The following is a 25,272-nucleotide window of genomic DNA, read 5'->3' as shown; positions in this document are numbered from 1 at the left end:
GGGAAACACATGAGCCGCGATACGCTTTTTCTCATCGCTCCCGGCTTCTCGGATCCGAAGCACCCCGGCCAGACCTTCGTCTGCCCCCATTGCAACGCGATCGAGGGCTTGCTTTCGAGCTTCCCCGAACTTGCCGCCCGCATCGAGGTGCGGAGAGTTCCCTTCCCTCGCCCGCGCACGCAGGTGATCGAGGCGGTGGGCGAGGAAAACCAGTCCTTGCCGGTGCTGGTCCTCGCATCCAACCCGCCACCCGATGCTGCGGACTGGAAAGGCAAGCGCTTCGTCTCCAAGACCAGCCGCATTCTCGAGCTGCTTGCCGAGCGGCATGGCTTTCCGCGACTTCACGACTGACGGAGATAAGACGATGACCGTAAAGCCCTCAGGCTTCGAACCAGCCCTGCTACCTCCCCTCCTCTTCGAGCCGGACCAGACCGATCCCTATCTCGCCAAGGCGGTCGAACTCAGGAACATCTTCGCTGTCGATGCCGTCGAGCGGGATCAACAGGGCGGGAGGCCGACGGAGCAGGTCCGGCTTCTCAAGGAGAGCGGCCTCGTCAATCTCCTCATTCCCACGGAATTCGGTGGCGAGGCACAACCCTATTCGACGGCTCTGCGCATCGTGCGCGAATTCGCCAAGGTCGACGGCTCGCTTGGCCACCTGTTCGGCTATCACTTCAGCCCGATCCAGAATGCCCTGACGGGGGTCAGCGACGAACGATCGGCCGCGATCCTGCGGCAATCAGCCGAGGGTCGGTGGTTCTGGGGCAATACAACGAACAGCTTCTCCAAAAGCCTCTTCGGCAAAAGGATAGAAGGTGGCGTCCTGTTGAATGGCTATCGGCCATTCGCCTCCGGCTCGCATGTCGCCGACTATTTGATGGTCGCATGGGAGGACGAGGAAACAAACGCCCGCAGCTTCGCCTACATTCCCGCCAATCGCGACGGCATAACGATAGCCGACGATTGGGATGGGATTGGCCAACGGCAGACCGGCAGCGGTCGCGTCCTCTACAAGGATGTGGCGGTGAAGGATGAAGAGATCCTGCCGGAACCCCCCAGGGATCCGGCTGCCCTTCTCATTCCGCAGCAACAGCAGAGCGTTCTCCTCAACGTCTTCATCGGCAGCGCGCAAGGCGCCCTGATCGCAGCGCGGGATTATACGATCACGAAGTCTCGGCCGTGGATCTACTCCGGAGTCGAACGCCATTCGGACGACCCGTGGATCAAGCGACAGTACGGTGAACTCTGGACCAAGGTGCAGGCCGCAACCGCGCTGGCCGACAGGGCCGCGGTCGCCATCGATACGGCCTATGCCAAGGGCCCGGCGCTCACGGCAGAGGAGCGCGGCGCCACCGCAATCGCCGTGGCCTCCGCCAATGTCCTGGCCGGCAAGGTGGCGCTCGACGTCACAAGCGAAATATTCGAGGTGATGGGTGCTCGCTCCGCCGTCCGGCCCTACGGCCTCGACCGTTTCTGGCGCAACGTCCGTATCCACACGCTTCACAATCCGGCCGAGTACAAAACCCGCAATGTCGGCTCCTGGTTCCTGACTGGCGACTATCCCGAGCCGGGGATATTCCAATGAGCCGACGGCAGCTTCATCTCAACATCAATATCCTGCACTCGGGGTTCTCCCCGGCAGCCTGGCGCATGGAAGGCAGCGACCCGCGCGCCTCCTTCGACATCAACCACTACATCAAGGTCGCTGGCATCGCGGAACGAGGCACCTTCGATGCCGTCTTCCTGGCCGACCAGGCGGCCATATCGGACCGCATCGACTTCCGCCCACTGACTTCGCTGGAACCGACGATCGTGCTTGCGATTATTGCGGCCAGCACGGAACGGATCGGGCTGATCGGCACGGCCTCCACCACCTACAACGAGCCCTACAATATCGCCCGGCGCTTCGCGACGCTCGACCATGCCAGCGGCGGGCGCGCGGGCTGGAACATCGTCACCAGCGCGGATCTGGCGCAAAGCCGGAATTTCGGCCTCGAAAAGCCCGTGGCCCATGCGAGCCGCTATGAGCGGGCCGGCGAATTTGCCTCCGTGGTCAAGGCGCTATGGGACAGCTGGGAGGAAGAGGCCTTCGTCGGCGACGTCGCGACGGGACGTTTCGTCGATCCCGGCCGCGTGCATCCGATCGCTCACAACGGCAAGCACTTCTCCGTGCATGGGCCGCACAATATCCCGCGCCCGCCACAGGGGCACCCGGTTCTCGTGCAGGCGGGCGGATCAGACGACGGGCGCGAGCTCGCCGCCGAACATGCCGAAGCCGTGTTCTCCGCCTCGCAATCCTTCGAAGAGTCGCTGGATTACGCCAGGGATTTGCGCCGTCGCGCCGCTCGTTACGGCCGCCCGGAAAACAGCATCCTTGTGCTTGCGGGCCTCGCCACCATCATCGGCAGCACCGAAGCGGAAGCAAGGCGCAGACAGGAAGAGCTGCGCGACCTTATTCCGCTGGAGTACAGCCTTGCCCGGCTGGCCGGCGTCCTGCAGGTCGATCAGAAGAAGCTCGAACTCGACAAGCCATTGCCTGAGGACATACCGCTGCCGGCTGACGGCGGGCACACGTTCTTCCACGCCACGTTGGCGCTGGCGCGGCGGCAGGGATTGACCGTTCGAGGCCTGATACGCGCGCTCAACGGCGGCACCGGGCATCGCACGATTGTCGGAACGCCGGCCGCGATCGCTGATGATATCGAGACATGGTTCACCGCCGGTGCGGCTGATGGTTTCAACCTCATGCCTGATGTGCTCCCGCATGGGCTTGAAGTCTTCGTCGATGAAGTGGTTCCGATCCTGCGTCGCCGCGGTCTGTTCAGGCACGAATACGCTGGCCGCACATTGCGCGATCACCTTGGCCTAACGCGACCACACAACCCCTACGCCAGCGCGGCGGAATAGCGACCCGGAAAGGACACTCCCATGACACCATCCCTTGCGGCAAAGCCAACCGGCACCGACCGGCTGGCGGCGCTATCAGCCGAACGCTATCGCCAGGTGCAGCACCTCGGCAGCGAATGGAACGAAGCGATCGATACGCTGCTCTCCCACCGTAGCGTGCGCAGCTATCTGCCGGATCCGGTTCCACACACCGCAGTCGAACTTGCCGTTGCCGCCGCACAATCGGCTGCCAGCTCCTCCAACCTGCAGGCATGGAGCGTTGTCGCCGTCGAGGACCCCGAGCGCCGTAACCGCCTGAACGCCGTTGCCGGCAACCAGCGCCAGATCGCCCAGGCACCTCTCCTGCTCGTCTGGCTCGCCGATCTTGCCCGGCCTCGGGCGATCGCTGTGGACGGCGGCTCGGCGGGAGAAGGTCTCGACTATATCGAGAGCTTTCTGCTTGGTGTGATCGATGCGGCTCTTGCAGCACAGAACGCGGTCGTTGCTTTTGAATCGCTCGGGCTCGGGACCTGCTACATCGGCGCGATCCGCAACGATCCGGAAACGGTGGCCCGGGAACTCGCCTTGCCGGACGGCGTCTTCCCGGTCTTCGGCCTTACGGTCGGCTTTCCCGATCCGGCGCAACCTGCCGGTGTAAAACCACGCCTGCCGCAGTCGACGATCCTGCATCGAGAACAATATGCGGATGGCGCCCGGGCGCGGGATCTTGCCGGCTACAACAAGGCATTGAGAAGCTTCCAGGCGGAGCAGGCGATGCCGGCGATCGACTGGACGGATCAGGTCGGCAATCGTATTGGCACGGTCGAGGCGCTGAAGGGCCGGCACGTGCTAGCCGCGGCCGCGCGCAGGCTGGGCTTCCCACTCAAGTAGAGGCAAGGCGTCCGGGACGACGTTACTCGGCCGCCATCATGTCGGCGGCCGGCCGGATGCGGCGCGCGATGATCTCGTCCATTGTCTGCAAGGCCCGCGCTTCGGCAAGCAACCACTCGCGAAACAGATCGACGCGCATCAGTCGCGCCGCATGCGCCGTGGTGGCGAAGAAGTAGGAGGAACTGACCGGCTGCGGTACGCCAAAGGGGCAGACCAGTCGCCCCGAGCGGATCTCTGCTTCCGCCAGCCTGATCTTGCCGAGCCCCAGCCCCTGCCCTGCCAGCGCGGCATCGAGTACAAGAGAGGAATGGTTGAGGCGGAACCCACCCTGCGACGGCAGGTAGGAAAGCCCGGCGGCGCGCAACCATCCACCCCAATCCGGGCAGGATTGATCATGCTCGGCGCCCTCCTCATGCAGCAGCGGCACATCTTCGATCGCCTGCGGATTGCCCCACAGCCCATGCGTATCGGCAAACTCCGGGCTGCAGACCGGCAGCACGGCCTCGGAAAAGAGATGATCGACGATGAGCCCCGGATATGGACCGCTGCCGTAGCGGATCACGCAATCGGCGTCGCCGGCATCGAGGTTTGTCAGCTTGGTCGACGCGTCGACCAGGACCTGAAGGCCCGGAGCTGCTCGCCGCAGCGCATCGAGGCGCGGGATCAGCCATTTGCTGGCGAAGGACGGGGCGACCGAAACGCGGATCGGCTGTTCATGATCGCTCTGCACGAAATGAGCCATGGCGGCCAGAACAGCATCGAAGGCACCGGTCAGTCCGGGCACCAATGCCAACCCGGCCGGCGTCAGATGCAACTGGCCACGCACCCGGTTGAAAAGCGGTTGGCCAAGGTAGTCCTCCAGCAGGCGGATCTGTTGACCGACCGCAGCCGACGTCACATGCAACTCTTCGGCAGCACGAACGAAATTCAGATGTCGCGCCGTCGCGACGAAGGCCCGCAGCGACGTCAACGGCGGCAGCCGCGCAAGCGTGGGTTGGATTGCTTTTCTGCGGGAGTCGGCAAAGGTGCTCATTGCGTGATTGCACCACAAACCGCCCCATGAAGACGAGAACCGGCTTTCCTTCCAACCCTGCCGGCGGAACATTTTCTTGCGCTGCAGACCTCGATCAGAGATGCAAAAACTCATTTTCGGAAATTGTCTATATTTTTAGTAGATTAAATGGATCGACTACCTGCCGACGCACTGGCGCGAAGTTTTCCTTTCCCGGACGCGGAGAAAAACATTCTTCCGGTTTTGCGCCACGCTGCCCGATGATTGCCGCGACGATGCTTCGACAGAGGCATTTTAATCGCAATTCAGGGGGTATTCATGGACATCAGCAGACGCCAGCTCAACAAGCTTCTTGCCGCGACAGGTCTTACAGCGTTCCTACCGCTTAACGCCTTCGCCGGGACTGCGGCACCGACAAAGGGCGGCACCTTGAACTTCATCGTCGAGCCGGAGCCGCCGACGATCCTGGCGCTGGCCCACACGGCTGGCGGTACCCAGAAAGTCAGCCCGAAGATCACCGAAGGTCTTTTGACCTACGACTTCGATCTGACACCGAAGCCACAGCTCGCCACGGAATGGTCAATCAGCGACGATGGACTGAACTACACCTTCAAGCTCCGCCCGAACGTGAAGTGGCATGACGGCAAGCCCTTCTCATCGGACGACGTTGCTTATTCCATCGAGCTTCTGAAGCAGGTCCACCCGCGTGGCCGCGGCACCTTCGCCAATGTCACGAAGGTCGAAACGCCCGATCCGCTGACCGCCGTGATCCGGCTTTCCAAACCGGCGCCCTATCTGCTGAGTGCTCTCTACGGGGCCGAGTCGCCGATCGTGCCCAAGCACGTCTATGACGGCGTCAAGATCGCTGACGTCCCAACCAATCCGAATGGCAGTGCCCCGATCGGCACGGGGCCATTCGTCTTCAAGGAGTGGGTACGCGGATCGCATATCATCCTCGAGCGCAATCCTGATTACTGGGACGCCGGCAAACCCTATCTCGACCAGGTCATTGTGCGCTTCGTGCCTGATGGCGCGGCCCGCGCCGCCGGTTTTGAGACCGGCGAATTCGATATCGGCGGCGACAATCCCATTCCGCTGAGCGATCTCGAACGTGTGAAGGCACTGCCGAACATTGCCGTCGATTCACGCGGCTACGAGACCAAGGGCGACCAGACGCAGCTGATCTTCAATCTCGACAACGAGTATCTGAAGAATGTCAGCGTTCGCCGCGCGATCGCCCACGCCATCGACCTCGACGTCATCCTGAACACCGTCTGGTACGGCTACGGCCATGTTTCGCCGACCCCGATCAGCACCTTCCTGCCGCGCTATCTCGACACCTCGATCAAGCCCTACGCCTTCGACCTGAAAGCCGCTGAACAGCTGCTCGACGAGGCCGGCTACAAGCGCGGAGCGGACGGCGTCCGCTTCAACCTGCGACTGACCCACAATTCCTACAACGAAGGCTTCAAGCGGGTCGCCGAATATCTGAAGCAGAACCTGACGCGCATCGGCATCAACGCCACGATCGATTCCTACGACTTCTCCACCTACATCAAGAAGGTCTACACCGACCGTGCCTTCGACGTGACGGCCGAATATCTCGGCAACCAGTTCGATCCAACGCTTGGCGTGCAGCGCATCTACTGGTCGAAGAATTTCAAGCTCGGCCTGCCGTTCTCGAACGCCAGTCACTACAACAACCCGGAGGTGGACAAGCTGCTCGAAGCCGCATCCGTCGAGATCGACGATGCGAAACGCAAGCAGCAATTCTTCGCCTTCGAGAAGATCGTTGCCGACGAAGTGCCGGTGGTGAACCTGATTTCACTGGAGAACGTCACCGTCTTCAACAAGCGGGTCAAAAACCACACGATCGGGGCCGAGGGTGTGCAGTCCAACTTCGCTGATGTCTACATCAAGGACGGCGAAGGCTGAGGTGCGGCGGCAGGACCTGCACAGGAAAGGGGCGCATCGTCGATGCGCCCCTTTTGCTTTTGGAGATGAGATCACGCGACGCGGACGGGCGTGAATTTCGTGAGGATACGATCGGCGAGTGCAATCGCCTGGGCGCGCTGCTCGGTGATCGAACTCGACTCCCATGCAACGCCCCGCAGCGGATGGCCGATGGCGCTGAGATTACGGTGGACGAGCCCCTCCTCGTTGATGAGATCACCCGCCGGCGTCGCATCAATGCCATAGCCGGTGCTGTGAGGGCGAACCTCGCCGCTCGCGAGCAGGCTCTTCACGAAGGGGTCGGATACCCGGCGCCAATCATGCAACTGATGGCCACGACAATCGATCACGCCGTCGAAGGGCACCGTCTCAACGCCTGTCGCTGTCTTCAGGCTGGCGGTGATCTCGCTGCCCTCAACGGCAAATCCAAGGATACGGGCGCGGCCATGCTCCAGCCGACCTTCCGAAATCACCCGCTCGATAATCGCGTGGCTTTCCGGCGCCGAGCGATGCGCGGTAACGTCCCAGAAGGCCCTGAGATGCCGGGTGAACCGCAGACGCTCACGATCGCTGGCCCCTTGCCACAGCGAGAGAATATGGGGGCGGATCGCCAAGGGCAGCCCTTGCCAGTCTGCACCCTCAGCCGAAATCGACCGTCGTTCCGCCTTGACGCGCGACAACAGTTCGCGCGCGGTTGATGGCAACGGGCCATCGGCCAGAAAGTCGCGCGCTGCGTCGACAGTCCTGCGACCCTCCACGAACTGGCCACGGCGCGATATCACGCGGTAGCGGCCGCGATAACCCCGCGCCTCCATGCTGGCCACGGCATCGACCATCGACAGGCTCGAACCTATCAGGAGAATTTCCTCGCAGCCTTTCAGACGGTCGAGCGCCAGTGCGTCCCACGGATTGGCTGCAAAACGCGGGTGACCGGCGAGTTGAGCCTCGGCGGCCGACAGGCGCGGTTGGAAAACGCCAAGGGCCAGCACGGCCTCATCCGCCTCCACAGAGGTACCGTCAGCCGTGGTAATGCGGATCCGGCTCGGCGTTGCCACCAGCCCGGATGCCGACGACCGGATATGCCTTAGCGTCGAACCGAGCCGCGCGTTCGCGACCGCACGCGCGAGCTCGTCACGGACATAGGTTCCATAGAGGTAACGCGGCGGGCTGCTTGTGCCCGCCTCGGCGGGAGGCGTCCAGCCGTAGGCCGGGCCATTCTCGACGAGCCAGCGCGAGAGATGGCCGGGATCCTCGGGATAGAGGGAGAAGATTTCAGCCGGGCCGTTCACCAGATGGGCCGGATCGGGTGTGCTGTAGGCAACACCCCGACCAAGCTCCTCTCGTCGCTCGATGATGGTGATCGCCAATTGCACTTCGGTCTGGTCGAGCAGCTTGAGCGCCGTCAGCGCCCCGCCGAAGCCCCCGCCGACAATGGCAACGGAGTGATGCGGAATACGATCGATGCGCAATAGACCTCCTCTCCCACCGGCGTCGGTGGAGCGTGATATGTCGGGATATGAGAACGGGCGGACGCCCTTATGCGATCAGCTTGTCGCGACTGCGATGGCGCCCATTCAGCAGTTCGAGGGCGTTTCGGCTGGCAATCAGCTCGGCTTCATGCTCGCCCAGTCCTGCCGCCGCAAAGGCTGCGGCCAGTCCGTCCTGCGTCGGATCGTGCCCAAGGATCGGCCAGTCGCTGCCGGTCAGAACATGGTCGGCGCCGACGAGACTGGTCACGAAGCGGATGAAGCGCGCTTCCGACGGCATGATGTCGATATAGAGGTGACGCCGCTTGCCCGCTGGCGCCTCCGCGAAAATGGACGGCAGTTCGCCGAAGGGGCCGGTCAGGGCGAGTGCCGAAATGCCGAGCGCGGTAATGACGACCCGAAGTTCCGGCAATTCGTCGAAGACGCCCGACGTCACCAGCGAGATCGCGGCGGCGGCGTTGATCGTGCCACGACTTAAGCGGGTCCCGAGCCTGCCGAGTCCGGACAGCTGCGTTGAAAGCGGCTCGGGGTTGATGGGATGCAGGAAGACGGGAACGCCGAGCTCCGCAGCAACCCTCAGGACGGGCCGGGCTTCCGGCGCATCGATCAACCTGTCACCTCTCGCGCTGTCGAGAAACAGGCCGGACAGATTGAGGTCGACGATGGCGCGCCGTGCCTCGAGCGCCGCCGCTTCTCCGCCGAAGGTGTCCACGGTCGCCAGCGCGAAAAGCCGATCGGGATGGCGCGCAACCATCGCTGCCAGGTCGTCGTTCAGCTTGCGGCTGACCGCGCCAAGATCGGCATCAGGCGCCGCGACGATCGACAGCGCGACCCCGATCACGCGGCGCGAGATACCGGCCGCATCGCTATCTGCGATCAGCGCATCGATATCGGAGATCTTCGCGCCGATCCGTGCCCACAGCGGATCGAGCGGGCGACCGGGCGCGCGGTAGACCTCCCAGCCTTCGGGCAGGAAATGCGTATGGAAATCGACGATATCGAGCTTGCTCATGGTGGCTCCGTGACGATCGCTGCGCGGCAGGGACTAGAAGACCTTACCTTCTTCCAGGTGTGTCGTGGTTCCGTTGATGTAGAAGTCACCGACCACCCTCGCCTTGTGCAGCAAGGGATTGTGATTGAGCACGGTGCGGATGTTGCGCCAGTGCCGATCGAGATTGAGATGGCGCGACGTCGCGGAGCCGCCGCCGAGTTCGAAGACGTTGGTTGCGGCCGCCAGTGCAATCTGCGAAGCCACGATCTGTGTGCGTGCAGTCGTCAGCGCGCTCTCGATCAACGCGGTCTCCAGCGCCTGCGGATCGGCTGCGGCGAACGCGGCGGCCGTCTTGTCGAGCGCACGCGCGCTTTCACGGATCAACGTGTCGACGGCAAAGGAGCCGGCGGCGACCTCACCGAGAATCTTCTGGACGAAGGGATCCGCACTGGCGGTTTCTGCCGCGCTATGGGCTGCCGAGCGGGCCTGGCGGCGCACATATTCCGTCCCTTCGGCGAGCGCGCCACGCACAGCGCCCGCCATTGACGCCGCAAGGTGCAACTGCCGCAAGGTCGAGGTGTGGCGTCCAACGAGCGTGTTGAGGCCGCGCGTGGAGATTTCATGCGGCAGTACCTCGACGTCTTCGAGCAGAACACCACCGCTCGCGGTCAGCCGCTGGCCCATGCCATCCCAGTCGTCGAGAATGGTGATGCCGGGACGATCGACCGGAAGCAAAACGCTCACGAACTCACCGTCATCGTTCTTCGCACTGAATGACGCGAAGTTCGAGAACGCCGTGCCCGTCGCATACCATTTGCGGCCGTTGAGACGGTAACTATCCTCCGATCTCGTCAAACGTGTCGTCACCTCGCCCGGCCGCTTGGTGCCCTGCTCCGTATGAGCTCCGCCGAAAAGCTTGCCCGAGAGAACGCGACTGAGCTGTGTTCGGTCGATAGCAGTGCTGGGGCTGAGGATCAGGCTTTCGGTGAAATTGAAATGGCTGCGCAGCGCGTGAGCGACATTCGAATCCGCCGCGCCGATCGCCATGATCGTTTCGATGTAGTCGGCAACGGATCCACCCGGTCCACCGAGCGCCACAGGAATGCGCAGCGCCCCAAGACCGGCCTCCTTGAACAGGCGGAAGGCCTCGAATGGAAGCTCCCTTTCCAGATCGCGTCTTGCCGCCTCCTTCGCGATTTCGGCCGCCAGATCAGGAACTTTTGCCAATAGCGTCGAGAGATCGTTCACCGCCTCCGCAGGTTTCGGGGTGGCGGACAGTGCTGAAGGAGCGGTATTCGGCATGCGGAAACCTTCTCGGCCGGAAAAAGAAAAGAAGGGACCCGCCATATCGGCGGATCCCTGAAGTCATGATCAGGCGACCGCGCGTGTCAGCGGCACGACATTGTCGGCACCGCCTGCGGCGTTACGCGGCACGCGACCTTCGACCGGATGGCTCGGATCGTTGAAGCCGGGCGTCGAGGGATGCCCCGTCGTGACAAGTCGGTCGACCAACGCCTCGTCCTCAGCGTCGAGCTTGACGTCGAGCGCGCGGATGTAGCTGTCCCAGTGCTCTTCCGTGCGCGGACCGGCGATGGCCGCCGAGATCAGCTTGTTGTTCAGCACCCAGGCGAGCGCGAACTCGGTCGGAGAGACGCCCTTGCGGGTAGCGTGGGCAGCGATCTCGGAGGCAATGGCGATCGATTCAGGACGCCATTCTGTCTCGAGGATACGCTTGTCGCCGCGACCGGCGCGGGTATCGGCGGCCGGTTCCTTGCCCGGCTCGTACTTGCCCGTCAGGACACCGCGGGCCAGCGGCGAATAGGAGACGACGCCGAGACCATAGTGATGGGCCGCCGGCAGCTGCTCGGCTTCGGCGGTGCGGTTGACGATGTTGTAGAGCGGCTGGCTTGCGACCGGACGATCGATGCCAAGTTCATCGGCCAACTGCGCGACTTCGGCGATGCGCCAGCCGCGGAAGTTGGAGACGCCGAAGTAGCGGAGCTTGCCGGCGCGGATCAGGTCAGCGATCGCGCGCACCGGCTCTTCCAGCGGCGCATCGAAGACAGCGCGGTGGAAATAGAGGATGTCGATATAGTCGGTGTTGAGACGGCGCAGCGAATTCTCGACGGTCTCGATGACCCACTTGCGGGAATGACCGCCGAGGTTCGGGCCCTTCTTATGCGAATTGACAAACTTCGTCGCCAGAACCCAGTGATCGCGATGCGCCTTAATGCCCTTGCCGACGACCTCTTCCGACTTGCCGTCGTGATAGACGTCGGCGGTGTCGATGAAGTTGATGCCCTGCTCGCGCGCCTTGTCGATGATGCGGAACGCGACGTCATCGGGCGTCGGGCCGCCGAACATCATGGTTCCCAGGCTGAGCGGTGACACCTTGAGCGCGCTGCGCCCGAGATAACGATAATCGACCATTGTATTCTCCTTCTTACTGAGCGTGATGGCAGGCGGCGGCGTGGCCGCTGCCGAACTGGCGGAATGCCGGATCTGCGGACCGGCAAATATCGGTGGCGAGCGGACAGCGCGTATGGAAGCGGCAGCCGGCCGGTGGATTGTGTGGGCTCGGCAGATCGCCTGATATGGGCGCGGCCTGCTTGCGCCGCGACGGATCGGGCACGGCGGCGAGCAGCGCTTGCGTATAGGGATGCTTGGCGCCCTTCCACAGCTCGCTCGTCGGAGCGCTCTCGACGATGCGGCCGAGATACATGACGAGCACGCGATCGGCGAAATAGCGAACCACCGAGAGATCGTGAGAGATGAAGAGATAGGAAAGCGATAGCTCCGTCTTCATCTCGACCAGCAAATTGAGGATCTGCGCCTGGATCGAGAGGTCAAGCGCCGAAACAGGTTCGTCGCAGATGACGAGTTCCGGCTGCAGGATGAGCGCACGGGCAATGCCGATACGCTGGCGCTGGCCGCCGGAGAACTCATGTGGATAGCGATCGAGCGAATCCGCCGGCAGGCCGACATGGGCCACCATCTGCGCGGCGATCGCCTCGCGCTGCTTGCGCTCGCCGATACCGTGAACCGCGAGAGGAGCCGTTAGGATGGTGCGTATCGTCTGCCGCGGGTTAAGCGAGGCAAACGGATCCTGGAAGATCATCTGGATGCTGCGCCGGACGGACTGCAGTTCCCGCCCTGCCATGGCGGTGACGTCCCTGCCCTTGAAAGTGACGCTCCCCGACGATGGATCAACGAGCCGCACCAGCGATTTGCCGAGAGTAGACTTGCCGCAGCCGGACTCGCCGACCAGCGCCACGGTCTCGCCTTCGGCGATATCAAGCGACACGCCATCGACGGCGCGCACGGTGCCAGCGGCTCCGGGATAATGGGTCGAAAGCCGATCAACCGACAGAAGCGACATGGGCGTTCTCCGCAATGGCTGGAACATAGGGGCACGCCACCTGCCGGCCGGCCGGCAGTGCGATAAGTTGCGGTACGACGGAGGCGCAGGAGGGCCGCGCGACCGGACAACGCGGACGGAACGAACAGCCCTTCTCGCCGGCAGCCGAAACGATCGAGCCCGGGATCTCCGAGAGCCGTCCGTCGCGGTAGTGATAGTCCGCCTTCAGGCGCGGCGAGGCTGATAGCAACCCATTCGTATAGGGATGATACGGCCTGTCGAACACCTCGCCCGGAAGTCCCTCCTCGATCTTGCGCCCGGCATACATGACGACGACGCGATCGGCCCATTGCGCGACGATGCCGAGATCGTGGGTAATCAAAATGACGGCCATGTTCAGCTGCACCCGAAGATTATCGAGCAGCTGCAGCACCTGCGCCTGGATCGTCACGTCGAGTGCGGTCGTCGCTTCATCGGCGATCAGCAGTTTCGGATTGCAGGCGACAGCGATGGCGATCATGACGCGCTGGCGCATGCCACCGGAAAGCTGGTGCGGATACTCGTCGATACGGCGGCGGGCTTCTGGAATGCTGACGAGATCCAACAGCGCAATGGCGCGCTCTCGGGCCTGACGCCGGTTGAGATCCTCATGAATGCGCAGCACTTCGATGATCTGGTCGCCGATCGTCAACACCGGATTGAGCGAGGTCATCGGCTCCTGAAAGATCATGGCGATGTCTCGGCCGCGGATGCGGCGCAGGTCCCGTTCCGGGAGACCGACAAGATCACGGCCGTCGAAGCGGATCTGCCCGCCAGCCTTTGCGTGCCGCGGCAACAGGCCCATCAGGCCGAGCGCCGTCAGCGACTTGCCCGAGCCGGATTCCCCGACGATCGCGAGCATCTCGCCCGGATTGGCCGAAAAGCTGACACCCTTCACAGGTTCGGCGGCCCCAAAACCCACCGAGAAGTCTGAAACCTCAAGGAGTTTCGTCATCAGCGATCCTCCGAAAAGCGCGGGTTGAGCGCGTCGTTCAGACCATCGCCGATCAGGTTGAGCGAAAGCACTGAGAAGACGATCGCAAGACCGGGAAGCGCCGTCAGGTACCAGGCGGTGCGAATGACATCGCGCCCTGCACCAATCATCGAGCCCCAGGAGACGCGGTTGGGATCGCCAAGCCCCATGAAGGAGAGCGCCGATTCCATCAGGATCGCGCTTGCCACCATGACCGAAGAGGTGACGATCAGTGGCGGCAGCGCATTGGGAAGGATCTCGCGGAAGATGATGCGGGAATGGCCGAAGCCGAGGCTGCGGGCAGCCTGCACATAGTCCTTCTCGCGAATGGTCCGGAATTCCGCGCGCGTCAGTCGCGCCACCGTCGGCCAAGAGACGATCGCGATGGCGATGGTCACGGTCGCTGTCGTCGGCTGGGCGATTGCCACGAGAACGACGAGCAGCACGAAGCTCGGAATGGTCTGGAAGATCTCGATAAACTTGACGAGGATATCGTCGATCAGACCACCGAAGTAGCCGGCGACGGCGCCGATGGCGATCCCCACAGTCAAGCCGAGCGCGGTGGCCGCCAGCCCGACGGTCAGCGATATACGGGCGCCGTGAACGATGCCGGCAAGCACATTGCGGCCCATGGAATCCGTACCAAGCGGATAGGCAGGGTTCTGCCCGGGCCACAGGAAGGGGCGCGCGACCATCTCGAGCGGGTCGCCGGGAAAGAGAAGCGGCGCCAGCAAGGCCGACAGGGCAACGAGCAGCAGAATGCCTGTACCAAAGAGTGCATTGTAGTTGCCGAGGAAGACTTTCAATTCCCGACGCATGCCGCGCCAGGCCGTACCCGAAACCGAGGCACGGACGTCGGGGGCGTGGATATGTGTCCAGCGCGGCTGCTTGGGCGCTTCCGGTGCTGGTTGATCGCGCTCGACCTTTTTCTGTGGCGCGAAGTCTATCGCCTGGCCGGCCAGTGTTCCAAGTTTTTGAGTATTCATCGGCTTGCTCCAATTCGGGGATCGATCCACGCCTGCAGCAGGTCGACAGCGGCATTGGCGACAATCACGAGGAAGGAAGACAGGAGGAGAATGCCGAGCAGCACGCTGAAATCGCGGGCCATGACCGCTTCGAACGCCAGCCGCCCGAGGCCGGGCCAGCTATAGACGGTCTCGACCACGACCGCACCGCCCAGCATCCCGCCAAAGTGCATGCCGGCCATGGTGGTGATCGGGATCAGGGCGTTGCGCAGGATGTGTCGCGTCGTCAACACGAAGGGCGAGACACCCTTGGCGCGCGCGGTTCGCACGAAATCCTGCGACTTGACTTCGAGCATCGAGGCGCGCGTCAGGCGGGCATAGATCGCCAGGTAAAAAAGCGCGAGCGAGGTTGCGGGCAGCACCATGTAGCGCGCCCTGTCGAGCAGCGCCGGGAACCCTGTCAGTCGCGAGCCAATCGTGCTGTCTCCGCCGCTCGGCAGCCATCCAAGCTTGACCGAGAAGAGCAGGATCAGCATCAGGCCGATCCAGAAGCCGGGAATCGAATAGAAGAGCAAAGAGACGACAGAAATTATACGATCGGGAAGGCGCCCGGAGAAGGCGGCCATCAGCGAACCGAGCAGCAGTCCGACGGCAATTGCAATCGCCAATGCCGCCAGCATCAGCACCAGCGTGCCCGGCAGCCGTTGGCCGATCAGATCGGCGACCGGCATGCCGTAGCGCGGCGAAAAGCCAAGGCTGAAATGCGCGAGGTTGTTCAGATAGTTGGCAAGCTGAACAAGGATCGGGTTATCAAGCCCGAAGCGCTCGCGCAGTGCCGCCATCGTCTCGACTGTGGCCGAGCCGGATTCCGCCGCCATCACGTCGGCCGCATCGCCAGGCGCCAGCTTCAGCAGGAAGAAATTGAGGATGACGATCCCGAGCATCGTGGGCACGGCCTGAATGATCGTCCTGCTGATCGTTCGACCGATCCGCCTTAAAGCCGACATGTGCCCCACCTCGCGATCTGAAAAGAATTCACCTCGTCTCGTCGCTAAGTAGTTGACTAATTCTGTGGGTTTTGTCAAATCCATATTGGTAAATAATTCCAACGATGTCGCCATTTGGCGCGCTTTTGGCAACATAATACCGCATATCGACACTGCGTAGGTTTTCATCCCACTTCAAAGCAGTCACGGGGCAAAAATCTCTAAAGCAGGCTCGATCCGCGGAATGACACTGAAGCGGGCCGTGACGGCCCCTGAATCACGAGGGTTGAACAAGATGTCACTTTTTCCCGCACCCACGCGCCGCAGCTTTCTTCTGGCCTCGGTCGCACTCGGCGTCACCGCGACAGCACGGCTTCCCGCCTTCGCAGCCGCCGCAACGCGCGGCGGCACGGCAACGCTTCTGCTGGCCGCCGAGCCGCCCGTCCTGACGACGATCGCCCATACGGCCTATAACGCGGTCTATGTCTCGCCAAAGACCACTGAAGGCCTTCTCACCTATGACTTCGACCTCAATCCGAAACCGCTGCTGGCCAAGGAGTGGACTGTCAGCCCCGATGGCCTGACCTACACCTTCAAGCTGCGCAACGGCGTGAAATGGCATGACGGACAGCCCTTCACCTCCGCCGATGTAGCCTTCTCGATCAAGACCCTGAAGGAAGTGCACCCGCGCGGCCGCAACACCTTCCTCAATCTCACCGACATCGAAACGCCCGATGCACAGACGGCCATCCTCAAGCTTTCCAAGCCCGCGCCCTATCTGATCACCGCACTTGCCGCCTCCGAAACGCCGATCGTGCCGCGCCATATCTATGAAGGCACCAAGGTTGCGGAAAATCCGGCCAATCTTGCGCCTATCGGAACCGGTCCTTTCAAGTTCAAGGAATGGGTGCGCGGCAGCCACATCGTCTACGAACGCAACCCCGATTACTGGGATCAGCCCCGCCCCTATCTCGACCAGCTGATCATCCGTTTCATTCCTGATGCCGCCGCCCGCTCGATCGCGATCGAGACCGGAGAAATCGATCTGGCGCCGTCGACACCCGTGCCGCTCAGCGACCTCGAACGGCTGCAGAGCGCCGAAGGGCTCGCCTTCGAGACCAAGGGCTACCAATACCAGAACGGCGTCAGCCGCATCGAATTCAACCTCGAGCGCCCGTTCTTCAAGGACGTGAGGGTGCGTCGCGCCTTTGCGCACGTCATTGATCGCAACGTCATTCTCAACACCATCAACTACGGCTACGGCGCCGCGATCCCCGGCCCGATCAATCCCAACCTCGCGAAATGGTTCGTGCCGGATCTCAAGACCTATCCGATCGATCTCGCCGCGGCCGAGAAGCTTCTCGATGAAGCAGGCTTCCCGCGCGGCGCAGACGGCATCCGTGCGCACATCAATCTCGACTTCGTGCCGAGTGGCGAAACCTATCCGCGTGGTTCGGAGTATATCCGCCAGGCGCTTGCCAAGGTGGGTATCGACGCCAAGGTCCGCAGCCAGGATTTCGCGACCTACACCAAGCGCATTTACACCGACCGCGATTTCGACTTCGCCTTCGAAGGCATGAGCAACCTGTTCGACCCGACGGTCGGCGTTCAGCGCCTCTACTGGAGCAAGAACTTCAAGCCTGGCGTCCCCTTCTCGAACGGCGCGGCCTACAGCAATCCCAAGGTCGATGAATTGCTCGAAGCCGCAGCGATCGAAGTCGATCCGGCAAAGCGTGTCGAGCAGTGGCGCGAGATCCAGCAAATCCTCGTCGACGACGTGCCCGCGATCGACATCGTCAGCCAGCCGGAACTGACGATCTACAACAAACGCATCTCCGATCACACCGTCGGCGGCGAAGGCATCGCAGGCAGCCTCGCCTTCGCCTACGTCGCAGCATCCTGACGCCAAACCAGCAGGAATATACTCATGACCATTCAACATCCCCCCGGATCGATCGTCGGCCTGCCGAAGTTTGCGGCACCCACCGACTTCCCGGAAAGCCCGCTATCCCAGGCGCTGAAACAGCCCGTTCTCCTCGGCCTCTTCTTGCCGATTCAGGCCGGGGGCTGGACGCAATCGACGCTCGAGCGATCGACCGACTGGCGCTTCGATTACAACAAGGCCTTGACGTTGAGGGCGGAAGAACTCGGCTTCGACCTCGTCTTCGCGCTGTCGCAATGGTTGCCGAAGGGCGGCTATGGCGGCGTCTTCGACGGCCAGGCGCTGGATAGCTTCGTGTCGACGGCGGCGCTGGCGGGCCTCACCAAGAAAATTATGCTCATCTCGACCATGCATGTCCTTTATGGTCCATGGCATCCGCTGCATCTGGCAAAGTTCGGCGCGACGCTCGACCATATCACCGGCGGCCGCTGGGGCATTAACGTGGTCACCGGCCATCGGGCGGTCGAGCACGAGATGTTCGGCTGGCCGCGCATCGAGCACGACAAGCGCTACGAACTGGCCGCCGAATTCCTCGAAGTCGTCCAGCGCCTCTGGAGCGACAGCGAGAACTTCTCCTTCGAAGGCGAAAGCAGCTGGAAGCTCGGCGGCGGCTTCGTCACGCCGAAGCCAAACTTCGGCCGCCCGATCCTCGTCAACGCCACCGGTTCGGATGCCGGAATTGCCTTTGCCGGTCGCTATTCGGATATCGTTTTCATCACCAGCCCGACCGGCGCCGACATCAACAGCGCACTGGAATCTCTGCCGGCGCATACGAAGCGGGTCAAGGATTCGGCAATCAGCGTCGGCCGTACTGTGCGCACGCTGCTCAATCCGATGGTGATCTGCCGGCCGACGGAGAAGGAGGCGTGGGAACTCGCCGACCGCATCGTCGCCCATGCCGACCAACGCTCGCCGCAAGGCTTCCAGTCGCTGAACTCGGACGCGCAGGCCTGGAAGGGCCGCGATCCGCAGGATCCATACCGCGCCATCGGCGGCAATATTCGCGTCATCGGCTCGCCCGAACAGGTGGTCGATCAGTTCGTCAAGCTGAAGGAGGCCGGCGTCGACGGCCTGCAGCTCAGCTTCTTCGACTTCCGCGACGATCTCGAATTCTTCGGCACCGACGTCCTGCCCCTGATGAAGCAAGCCGGACTGCGCCACTAGGAGGAACGCCATGACAAGCCCAGCTATAACAGGCAATGCCATTTCCGAAATCTGGTACACGCGCTGCCCGGTGCCGACGCCCGTCGGCCTTGCCGCGCAACTCGGCTATCTCGAGGAAAACTTCCGCAAGGACGGCGTGACGCTGAAATCGATCATCGATTCACCCGACCGCAACATCCGCCAGAGCCATTTCAACCACACGCTCGACTGGTCGTTCCGCCATGGCGGCAACGTTCCGCCGATCCGCGCGCGCTCCGAGGGACGCAAGACACGCCTCGTCGGCATCACCTGGACCGATGAATTCCAGGCGATCATCACCCTGCCGGAAACCGGCATCAAGACCACGAAGGACCTGAAGGGGCGCCGTTTCGGCATTGCCCGTCGCCCGGAAGGCATCGTCGATTTCATGCGCGCCACCGCGCTGAAGGGGCTGCTTTCGGCGCTGTCGCTTGACGGGCTGGCGCTCGACGCTGTGGAGATCATCGATATCGCGCTTTCCGATTCCGTGCTCTCGACGCAGGAAGGCCCTTCTCTCTTCGGGCTGAAGCGCAGGCAGCCCTATGGCGAGGAAGTTGCAGCCCTCATTCGCGGTGACGTCGACGCAATCTATGTGAAGGGCACGGCCGGCATCAATGTCGCCAACCTTATTGGCGCCGTTGAGGTGGCCGAGTTCGGCTTCCATCCCGATCCCAAGATCCGCATCAACTCTGGCTCGCCGCGCGTTTTGACGGTGGACGAGCTTCTGGCCGCCGATCGGCCGGATCTCGTCGCCCGCCTGCTGGAATCGATCTTCAAGGCCAGCGCATGGGCCGAAGCGCATCCCGAGGAAACGAGGCGCTTCGTCGCGCGGGAGGCCGGCGCCACCGAAGAGCAGGTTGTCGCCGCCAATGGCCTTGACATCCACAAGCACCTTGGCCTTGGCCTGCAGCCCGAACTGGTGGATGCGATCGGCCACTACAAGGACTTTCTGCGCGACTTCGGCTTCCTCGCCGCCGACTTCGACATCGCCGACTGGGTCGACCGCCGTCATATCGACAGCTTCAACAGGCGTGCCGTGGCCTGAACCGGGAGATTGAACAACCATGCTTCAGGAAAAAATCGATCCGGTGGACAAGGCACGACGGCTCGCCGTCGACTTCGCCGGACGCGCGGCGCATTACGACAAGACGGGAGATTTTCCATTCGAGAACTTCACCCGTCTCTTCGACGCCGGCCTGCTCGGACTGGTGACGGCGGCTGAGCACGGCGGCCATGGCGCCGGCCTTGCCGAGGCGCAGGCCGTCATCAGCGAGATCGCGCGCGGCGAACCTTCGACCGCGCTCGTGCTCGCCATGCACTACAATAGCCACTACAGCCTGCGCCGCTTCGCAAAGTGGCCGGACCACCTTGCCGAGCGGGTACTCACGGCCAATCGGCTTGGGCCGGCCCTGATCAATGCTGCCCAGGCCGAGCCGCGCATCGGCTCTCCCGCCCACGGCGCGCTGCCCGAGACCATCGCGCGCCGAGACGGTGACGTCTGGCGCATCAGCGGCCACAAGAGCTACGTGACAGGCATACCCGTGCTGAAATGGGTGTCGCTGCTGGCACTGACCGACGAGGAGGAGCCGCGACTGGCCTCCTTCCTCGTTCCGACCGACAGCCCCGGCCTGCAGATTGAAAAGGCATGGAATGCCGCCGGCATGCATGCGACAGCCAGCGACGATATCATCCTCGACAATGTCGCCGTTCCACTCGAAGACATCATCGAAGCCCAGCCGGCATCCGAACCGCTGCGCCGCGAAGAACATGCAACCGCCTTCTTCTTCTCGCTGATATCAGCGGTCTACCACGGCGTGGCGCTTTCCGCCCGCGACCGCGTGCTCGCCTTCGCCGCCCACCGTACGCCGGCAAGCCTCGGCGCTCCGCTATCGACGGTTCCGCGCATTCAGGATGGGCTGGGAGAGATCGAAGTCCGCCTTGCAACCAATGCCCGATTGCTGCGCTCGCTCGGCGAAGACGTCGACGCTGGCAGGGCCGTTGGAATGGACGGCATGCATGTCCGCCACGTCGTCATCGACAATGCGGTGGCGATCACCAGCCTCGCTCTCGAGCTCGCCGGAAACCCTGGCCTCAATCGTGATTTCCAGCTCGAGCGCCACCATCGAGACGCCATTACCGCCCGCTCCCATGCCCCGCAGAGCCACATGATCCGGACGATCGCCGCCCGCAACGCACTTGGTCGTCTCGCATCACGATAGCGGGACGCCGATCTCCGGTTTTACTATTTGATTTTCACAAGCGCAGGCCGACGATGAACAAAGACAGCGAATTCCTCTGGTACATACCGAACGACACGAGGCCGGGGCATCGCGGCGATTCCGTGGTTGAACATCACAACAGCCTGGCCACGTTGACGGAACACGCCAGGGCGCTCGAGGAGCATGGCTGGAAGGGTGCGCTGATCGGAACGGGTTGGGGCAGACCGGACACTTTTACCGTTGCCGCTGCACTTGCGGCACGCACGACGACGTTCGAACCGCTGATAGCGATCCGCCCGGGTTACTGGCGACCCGCGAACTTCGCCTCGGCCGCCGCCACCCTCGACCATCTCACTGGCGGGCGTGTCCGTGTCAACATCGTCTCCGGCCTCGACAATCTCTCGGCCTATGGCGACCGGGAGGGAGACCAGGCAGAGCGCTACGCTCGCACAAAGGAATTCATGCGGCTGGTGCGCAGGCTCTGGACGGAGGAAAACGTCAGCTATGACGGCGAATACTTCGGCGTCGCGGGTTCGACCGTCGTGCCGCGCATCGAGGCGCACGGCGATCGTCGCCACCCGAAGCTCTATTTCGGCGGCGCTTCCGAGGCGGCCGAGCGGGTCGCGGCCACCGAAGCGGATGTCCAGCTCTTCTGGGGAGAGCCGCTCGATGGTGTCCGCGAGCGCATCGCGCGCCTGCAGGCGCTAAGCCGGGAGCTTGATCGAGATCTGCCGCCACTCGAGTTCGGGCTCAGGATCACCACGCTGGTGCGCGACACCACCGAGCAGGCCTGGGCCGACGCCGAAGCAAAGGTGGTAGAGATGGCCAAGGGCAATGGCGCCGGCTGGAGCGATCATCGCAGGGCAGTCGCGGTCGGCCAGCAGCGACTGTTCGACCTGCATCGATCGGGAGACGTCCTCGACGACAACCTCTACACCGCCCCCGGCAAATACGGCGGTGGCGGCGCCGGCACGACCTGGCTGGTCGGCTCGGCGGCCGACGTCGCCAAGTCCCTGCGCAAGTACGCAGATCTGGGCATCACCCATTTCGTGCTCTCCGATACGCCCTACCTCGCGGAGATCAAACGCCAGGGTAACCAGTTGCTGCCGCTTCTACGCAGGTGAGCCCTAAGTGACCACTTCATTGCGGACGCTCGCGCAATCACGCAAGATCCTGCGCAACACCAGCTCGTTACGCAGGAGGCTGCCCATGCAGCAGAGGCGGGTGTGTCCTCTGCTCCCCACTTTGTATTCGGCGTACACATTGAGACCAATTGGGGGTCGAAGCGAAGATGAGATCGCATCTGCGACAAGTGAAGCACAGTGCAATATTAGCGGACGATGAATCGGGGTAAACCCCTATTTCGCCCGGTGCCGACCGGCATCCTCCCCTTATCCCCAAGGGGATTTGTCAAAGATTCGGGCTGACGGACGCGGCATGTCATAACGTCTGTGGCCACCGCTGATGGGCGTGCATGACGGTGATGATCTCAATATCTCGACTGACGCGGTACGCGATGATGTAGGGAATATCGGCCAACACCACTTCGCGGGTGCCGTTGATACGGCCGGGTCGCCCACTTGCGGGTAAGTCGGCGAGCATATCCACGGCCGTCACAATTCTGGCAATCACGCGCGCTGCCGCATCGGGATTGTCCTCCTCAAAAAGCGCCGATTTCATCAAGCCGCCGCAACGCCAGAAGCGTCCAGCGAACACGTTTCCGGCTCATGATTGGCGGGCAGACTTGACGTACTTCCCAACAACCTTCGCCACGTCTTCGGCGCTGGCGAATTCGCCGCGATCGGCCGCATCCAACCCGGCTTCGATCTCGGCAAGCTGCCACTCCTGCTGCTCAACGAAAGCCTCGATGGCCTCGGCAGCCATATAGGCGCGAGAGCGATCCAGCTTTTCCGCAATCTGATTAAGCTTGCTCGCGGTTTCATCCGAAACCCGCACGGTAAATGCAGCGGTCATGGCACCTGTCTTTCCCTGGTTCACTTTTATCGTCGGTGAACCACGATGGTTCGTCAAGGTTCTCGCCACACGTGTTTTCGGGCGATTATTAGGAATACGCGATGCCACCCTCCAGATTGAGCGGCGGCAATACATCGTTGTCGTTGAGTGGAATTTGGTTGCGGGGGCCTGATAGCACGGAGACTTGTAAAAGTGCCGGTCTTGATGGGATTCGAACAGAGATTTGCGCGTTAGATAAGAGATTACCGGTTCGGTACCTTCGTACGCGAAGGATCGACTGCGGCATACCCCCACTATTAAACACCTTCAGTCGTTTCTCACGCAAGCGCCGCCATCCGTTGGGTTCAACATGTCATTTGGCTTTTTACGTCGCGGCCGTGATCGCCAAAGCGACCTCGTTGATGCGGGTGCTAGGACTTTGGATAGACCGACGCGATAACTCGTGCTGTCGCGGCACCGGTTAAGAGGTAGGGCCTCGGCGGTGGCGATCCTCGCCCGGTTTCGATCGCCGCGCGTTCAGGCTCGACAGCATCGCTTTCGCCATCACTCAGCTTGCACTGCATCTACTGTCAGTCAGACCGTCTGGGCGATATCCCGCTCCCAGTACCAGGCAACATACATCGACTTTCGGTCATGCTTGCGGCTCTTGAGAAAACTGCGAATGGACCGGGCGTCTGCTTTTTCACAGGCAGCCCAGACGAAGGTGTCGCCACCGCAAGCAACGATCGCGGCTTTGGCCAGCTCGCAGCCATGGGATAATGCCTACGATGCAACCAGCGCGCCTTGAGCGTGCTCTCGGTCGGCACCGGCTGCTCCTCGCGGCCATCCTCCACTTCGATGATCGCCTCGATATCAGTCCCAGGCGCGGCTTCCGCGATGATGCGGGCGATCGCCGGCGGGGGCAGGATTTAATCATTACTTACGATCCCCTCGATCGTCGGCGACCGGCATGTCCGAACCGGGCAGGATCAGGGACAGCCGCTTGGCGTCGGTGAAGACTTCAGGTTATGCGCCTTGCTCTTGCTGTCGCGCTTCCGCCAGCGATGCGACGATTGCGGCGATGGAGCGAAACAGGACGAGCGGGTCGTCCTTCGAGGGCGTGAAGCCTCGGCGCTGCCAGAACTGCGCCGCTTCGTGATCGACGGCGTTGACCATCAACGCCCGCCCGCCGATCAGAGCGGCGGCCTGGACGCAACGCTCAAGAGCATGTTTCACCAGACCTGTGCCGATGCCTATCCCCGCCCATTCCGTGTCCGTGGCAAGCTGGCCGAGGAGAAGACAGGGAACCGGATCGGGCGGTTGCCCGGTGCGGATCGAGCGCGGGAGGATCGCAGGGACGACGGCGGTAGGCGCCAGGCCGTAATAGCCGACGACGCGCCCGCCCTCATGGACGACGAGAACCGCCGTGAAACCTTTCTCCTGATTGGAAAGCGCGCGCGTCTTCAGCCAATGATCGAGCGTCGGCTTGCCGCAGGAAAATTCGGAAACATCATGCGCCGCCGTAAGCGGTTCTGGAGCCGATAAGGCCACGGCTTATTGCTTCGGCTCGTAATCAACTTCCCACGGCGCGGGCCGCCTGACCAGTTCCACCATCTCCGGAACAGGAGCGACCGGTAGGGACAAGACACCCAGGAAATCGGCAAAGCCTTCAGGGCTCATGCGGATGAGCCCCTGCTCCATAACGACTTCCTCTGCGGCGCGCACGGCCGCCTCCCGCACAAAATCGGTGCGCGAGCGGCCGCGCAGGCTTGCCGCACGATCGATCATTGCAACATCTGCTTCAGGCAGACGCATCGAGATCGGATATTCCTTGCGTTCGACAGTGGCGGCCATGACATATCTCCTTTACGAGGAAAATAGCGATTTGTAGCGCCAAATGCAATACGAAACTATCAGTCTCGTTCACGGGTTCAGCGACTCTACGAGACGCTCGAGGACGATTCCGAGGAAAAGTGTATTGAAGCGGCGAACGTGATCCGTTCGCTGGTCAAGGACATCATCCTCACGCCGGTGAACGGAAAAATCGAGATCGACGTTCGCTTCGATCTAGCGGGGATCCTGACGCTTTCGGTCAAAAAGGAAAACCCCGCAGCGTGTGCAGCGGGGTCGCAAGTAAATTTGGTTGCGGGGGCAGGATTTGAACCTGCGGCCTTCAGGTTATGAGCCTGACGAGCTACCGGGCTGCTCCACCCCGCGCCAAGTGCAAAACCCTTTGGGTTTTGTCACGGTGCGTAAACTGCGAAGCAGTTTACGCTACTGCCCGAGCAAATTGCCGAAGGCGATTTGTCTCGTGTAAGGGACGCACTGCATGTTTCCGGACCCATTATAGCAGAAAGGCCGCTTTGTGGGCGGCCCTTTTGATCGGCTTGGGGCCGTTTTCGTGATGAGAAGATTATCTTTGTTTGTTGCGTTTA

At 62.4% G+C, this 25,272-nt stretch carries 22 protein-coding genes, 1 tRNA gene and 2 pseudogenes; 10 read left to right on the top strand and 15 right to left on the bottom strand.

Annotated elements, in window-relative coordinates; genetic code table 11:
* The first annotated feature begins 9 nt into the window (after positions 1-9).
* Genes C934_RS0126215 through C934_RS0126200 form a run of 4 tightly spaced genes read left to right on the top strand, consistent with a single transcriptional unit; the run spans position 10 to position 3,777 of the window.
* Complete coding sequence (locus C934_RS0126215; protein WP_018859518.1) at positions 10-351, top strand: DUF3088 domain-containing protein; 342 nt, start codon at positions 10-12, stop codon at positions 349-351.
* 13 nt (positions 352-364) lie between these two features.
* Complete coding sequence (locus C934_RS0126210; RefSeq protein WP_018859517.1) at positions 365-1,585, top strand: acyl-CoA dehydrogenase family protein; 1,221 nt, start codon at positions 365-367, stop codon at positions 1,583-1,585.
* The gene (locus C934_RS0126205) at positions 1,582-2,907 is read left to right on the top strand and encodes an LLM class flavin-dependent oxidoreductase (RefSeq protein WP_018859516.1); all 1,326 of its coding nucleotides are present in this window, start codon (positions 1,582-1,584) and stop codon (positions 2,905-2,907) included. The genes C934_RS0126210 and C934_RS0126205 overlap by 4 nt, the downstream gene beginning before the upstream one ends.
* A 21-nt stretch (positions 2,908-2,928) precedes the next feature.
* Complete coding sequence (locus tag C934_RS0126200) at positions 2,929-3,777, top strand: NADPH-dependent oxidoreductase (protein ID WP_018859515.1); 849 nt, start codon at positions 2,929-2,931, stop codon at positions 3,775-3,777.
* A 22-nt stretch (positions 3,778-3,799) separates the two neighbouring features.
* Here the strand turns inward: C934_RS0126200 and C934_RS0126195 are convergent, their stop codons facing one another.
* Entirely contained in the window at positions 3,800-4,810 is a 1,011-nt protein-coding gene (locus C934_RS0126195) for a LysR substrate-binding domain-containing protein (RefSeq protein WP_018859514.1), read from the bottom strand.
* A gap of 297 nt (positions 4,811-5,107) precedes the next feature.
* On the opposite strand from C934_RS0126195, the gene C934_RS0126190 reads away from it, so the two are divergent.
* Positions 5,108-6,724: an ABC transporter substrate-binding protein gene (locus C934_RS0126190; RefSeq protein ID WP_018859513.1), complete on the top strand. Its 1,617-nt coding sequence runs from the start codon at positions 5,108-5,110 to the stop codon at positions 6,722-6,724.
* A gap of 71 nt (positions 6,725-6,795) precedes the next feature.
* Here C934_RS0126190 and C934_RS0126185 read toward each other — a convergent pair whose 3' ends face one another.
* The 8 genes from C934_RS0126185 to C934_RS0126150 form a co-directional block, all read right to left on the bottom strand.
* On the bottom strand, positions 6,796-8,211 hold the full coding sequence (locus C934_RS0126185) for an FAD/NAD(P)-binding protein (RefSeq protein ID WP_018859512.1): 1,416 nt from the start codon (positions 8,209-8,211) through the stop codon (positions 6,796-6,798).
* 67 nt (positions 8,212-8,278) lie between these two features.
* Positions 8,279-9,241 carry an amidohydrolase family protein gene (locus C934_RS0126180; RefSeq protein ID WP_018859511.1) on the bottom strand — a complete coding sequence of 321 codons (963 nt, stop codon included), beginning with the start codon at positions 9,239-9,241 and terminating at the stop codon, positions 8,279-8,281.
* Positions 9,242-9,274: 33 nt separating this feature from the next.
* Positions 9,275-10,522 (bottom strand): acyl-CoA dehydrogenase family protein, encoded by a 1,248-nt coding sequence (locus C934_RS0126175; RefSeq protein WP_026372093.1) that lies wholly within the window; start codon positions 10,520-10,522, stop codon positions 9,275-9,277.
* Between the two features lie 69 nt (positions 10,523-10,591).
* The gene (locus tag C934_RS0126170) at positions 10,592-11,650 is read right to left on the bottom strand and encodes an aldo/keto reductase (RefSeq protein ID WP_018859509.1); all 1,059 of its coding nucleotides are present in this window, start codon (positions 11,648-11,650) and stop codon (positions 10,592-10,594) included.
* A 13-nt stretch (positions 11,651-11,663) separates the two neighbouring features.
* Positions 11,664-12,599, bottom strand: coding sequence for an ABC transporter ATP-binding protein (locus tag C934_RS0126165; RefSeq protein ID WP_018859508.1), 936 nt, complete (start codon positions 12,597-12,599; stop codon positions 11,664-11,666).
* On the bottom strand, positions 12,580-13,572 hold the full coding sequence (locus tag C934_RS0126160; protein WP_018859507.1) for an ABC transporter ATP-binding protein: 993 nt from the start codon (positions 13,570-13,572) through the stop codon (positions 12,580-12,582). The genes C934_RS0126165 and C934_RS0126160 overlap by 20 nt, the downstream gene beginning before the upstream one ends.
* Positions 13,572-14,576 carry an ABC transporter permease gene (locus C934_RS0126155; protein ID WP_018859506.1) on the bottom strand — a complete coding sequence of 335 codons (1,005 nt, stop codon included), beginning with the start codon at positions 14,574-14,576 and terminating at the stop codon, positions 13,572-13,574. The genes C934_RS0126160 and C934_RS0126155 overlap by 1 nt, the downstream gene beginning before the upstream one ends.
* A complete protein-coding gene (locus C934_RS0126150) occupies positions 14,573-15,562 on the bottom strand; it encodes an ABC transporter permease (RefSeq protein ID WP_018859505.1) in 990 nt (329 codons plus the stop codon). The genes C934_RS0126155 and C934_RS0126150 overlap by 4 nt, the downstream gene beginning before the upstream one ends.
* 274 nt (positions 15,563-15,836) lie before the next feature.
* Here C934_RS0126150 and C934_RS0126145 point away from each other — a divergent pair, with 274 nt between their 5' ends.
* The 5 genes from C934_RS0126145 to C934_RS0126125 are packed head-to-tail and all read left to right on the top strand — an operon-like array spanning position 15,837 to position 22,008.
* On the top strand, positions 15,837-17,444 hold the full coding sequence (locus tag C934_RS0126145) for an ABC transporter substrate-binding protein (protein ID WP_018859504.1): 1,608 nt from the start codon (positions 15,837-15,839) through the stop codon (positions 17,442-17,444).
* A 24-nt stretch (positions 17,445-17,468) separates the two neighbouring features.
* Positions 17,469-18,647, top strand: coding sequence for an LLM class flavin-dependent oxidoreductase (locus C934_RS0126140; RefSeq protein ID WP_018859503.1), 1,179 nt, complete (start codon positions 17,469-17,471; stop codon positions 18,645-18,647).
* 10 nt (positions 18,648-18,657) lie between these two features.
* Complete coding sequence (locus tag C934_RS0126135) at positions 18,658-19,710, top strand: ABC transporter substrate-binding protein (protein ID WP_018859502.1); 1,053 nt, start codon at positions 18,658-18,660, stop codon at positions 19,708-19,710.
* Positions 19,711-19,729: 19 nt separating this feature from the next.
* Positions 19,730-20,884 (top strand): acyl-CoA dehydrogenase family protein, encoded by a 1,155-nt coding sequence (locus C934_RS0126130; RefSeq protein WP_018859501.1) that lies wholly within the window; start codon positions 19,730-19,732, stop codon positions 20,882-20,884.
* A gap of 53 nt (positions 20,885-20,937) precedes the next feature.
* Entirely contained in the window at positions 20,938-22,008 is a 1,071-nt protein-coding gene (locus C934_RS0126125) for an LLM class flavin-dependent oxidoreductase (protein WP_018859500.1), read from the top strand.
* A gap of 316 nt (positions 22,009-22,324) precedes the next feature.
* Here C934_RS0126125 and C934_RS32570 read toward each other — a convergent pair.
* From C934_RS32570 to C934_RS0126095, 6 genes and pseudogenes are all read right to left on the bottom strand, one after another.
* Positions 22,325-22,613: pseudogene (locus tag C934_RS32570) on the bottom strand (type II toxin-antitoxin system RelE/ParE family toxin).
* Positions 22,610-22,858 (bottom strand): CopG family ribbon-helix-helix protein, encoded by a 249-nt coding sequence (locus tag C934_RS0126115; protein ID WP_018859498.1) that lies wholly within the window; start codon positions 22,856-22,858, stop codon positions 22,610-22,612. Before C934_RS0126115 ends, C934_RS32570 begins: the two are co-directional and overlap by 4 nt.
* 573 nt (positions 22,859-23,431) lie before the next feature.
* A pseudogene (locus tag C934_RS36515) lies at positions 23,432-23,754 on the bottom strand (SIP domain-containing protein); the annotation flags it as partial.
* 109 nt (positions 23,755-23,863) lie between these two features.
* A complete protein-coding gene (locus C934_RS0126105; RefSeq protein WP_018859496.1) occupies positions 23,864-24,388 on the bottom strand; it encodes a GNAT family N-acetyltransferase in 525 nt (174 codons plus the stop codon).
* A gap of 3 nt (positions 24,389-24,391) precedes the next feature.
* A complete protein-coding gene (locus C934_RS0126100) occupies positions 24,392-24,691 on the bottom strand; it encodes a type II toxin-antitoxin system TacA family antitoxin (protein ID WP_018859495.1) in 300 nt (99 codons plus the stop codon).
* Positions 24,692-24,977: 286 nt separating this feature from the next.
* Positions 24,978-25,054: transfer RNA gene (locus C934_RS0126095), tRNA-Met, on the bottom strand.
* Between the last annotated feature and the right edge of the window lie 218 nt (positions 25,055-25,272).

The sequence above is a fragment of the Rhizobium sp. 42MFCr.1 genome (assembly GCF_000377185.1).
Lineage (GTDB): Bacteria > Pseudomonadota > Alphaproteobacteria > Rhizobiales > Rhizobiaceae > Rhizobium > Rhizobium altiplani.
This window is presented reverse-complemented; position numbering and strand designations above follow the sequence as displayed.

Coding starts and splice junctions, on each gene's coding strand:
- C934_RS0126215 (WP_018859518.1), top strand. CDS start 10: ATGAGCCGCGATACGCTTTTTCTCATCGCTCCCGGCTTCTCGGATCCG.
- C934_RS0126210 (WP_018859517.1), top strand. CDS start 365: ATGACCGTAAAGCCCTCAGGCTTCGAACCAGCCCTGCTACCTCCCCTC.
- C934_RS0126205 (WP_018859516.1), top strand. CDS start 1,582: ATGAGCCGACGGCAGCTTCATCTCAACATCAATATCCTGCACTCGGGG.
- C934_RS0126200 (WP_018859515.1), top strand. CDS start 2,929: ATGACACCATCCCTTGCGGCAAAGCCAACCGGCACCGACCGGCTGGCG.
- C934_RS0126195 (WP_018859514.1), bottom strand. CDS start 4,810: ATGAGCACCTTTGCCGACTCCCGCAGAAAAGCAATCCAACCCACGCTT.
- C934_RS0126190 (WP_018859513.1), top strand. CDS start 5,108: ATGGACATCAGCAGACGCCAGCTCAACAAGCTTCTTGCCGCGACAGGT.
- C934_RS0126180 (WP_018859511.1), bottom strand. CDS start 9,241: ATGAGCAAGCTCGATATCGTCGATTTCCATACGCATTTCCTGCCCGAA.
- C934_RS0126175 (WP_026372093.1), bottom strand. CDS start 10,522: ATGCCGAATACCGCTCCTTCAGCACTGTCCGCCACCCCGAAACCTGCG.
- C934_RS0126170 (WP_018859509.1), bottom strand. CDS start 11,650: ATGGTCGATTATCGTTATCTCGGGCGCAGCGCGCTCAAGGTGTCACCG.
- C934_RS0126165 (WP_018859508.1), bottom strand. CDS start 12,599: ATGTCGCTTCTGTCGGTTGATCGGCTTTCGACCCATTATCCCGGAGCC.
- C934_RS0126160 (WP_018859507.1), bottom strand. CDS start 13,572: ATGACGAAACTCCTTGAGGTTTCAGACTTCTCGGTGGGTTTTGGGGCC.
- C934_RS0126155 (WP_018859506.1), bottom strand. CDS start 14,576: ATGAATACTCAAAAACTTGGAACACTGGCCGGCCAGGCGATAGACTTC.
- C934_RS0126150 (WP_018859505.1), bottom strand. CDS start 15,562: ATGTCGGCTTTAAGGCGGATCGGTCGAACGATCAGCAGGACGATCATT.
- C934_RS0126145 (WP_018859504.1), top strand. CDS start 15,837: ATGTCACTTTTTCCCGCACCCACGCGCCGCAGCTTTCTTCTGGCCTCG.
- C934_RS0126140 (WP_018859503.1), top strand. CDS start 17,469: ATGACCATTCAACATCCCCCCGGATCGATCGTCGGCCTGCCGAAGTTT.
- C934_RS0126135 (WP_018859502.1), top strand. CDS start 18,658: ATGACAAGCCCAGCTATAACAGGCAATGCCATTTCCGAAATCTGGTAC.
- C934_RS0126130 (WP_018859501.1), top strand. CDS start 19,730: ATGCTTCAGGAAAAAATCGATCCGGTGGACAAGGCACGACGGCTCGCC.
- C934_RS0126125 (WP_018859500.1), top strand. CDS start 20,938: ATGAACAAAGACAGCGAATTCCTCTGGTACATACCGAACGACACGAGG.
- C934_RS0126115 (WP_018859498.1), bottom strand. CDS start 22,858: ATGACCGCTGCATTTACCGTGCGGGTTTCGGATGAAACCGCGAGCAAG.
- C934_RS0126100 (WP_018859495.1), bottom strand. CDS start 24,691: ATGGCCGCCACTGTCGAACGCAAGGAATATCCGATCTCGATGCGTCTG.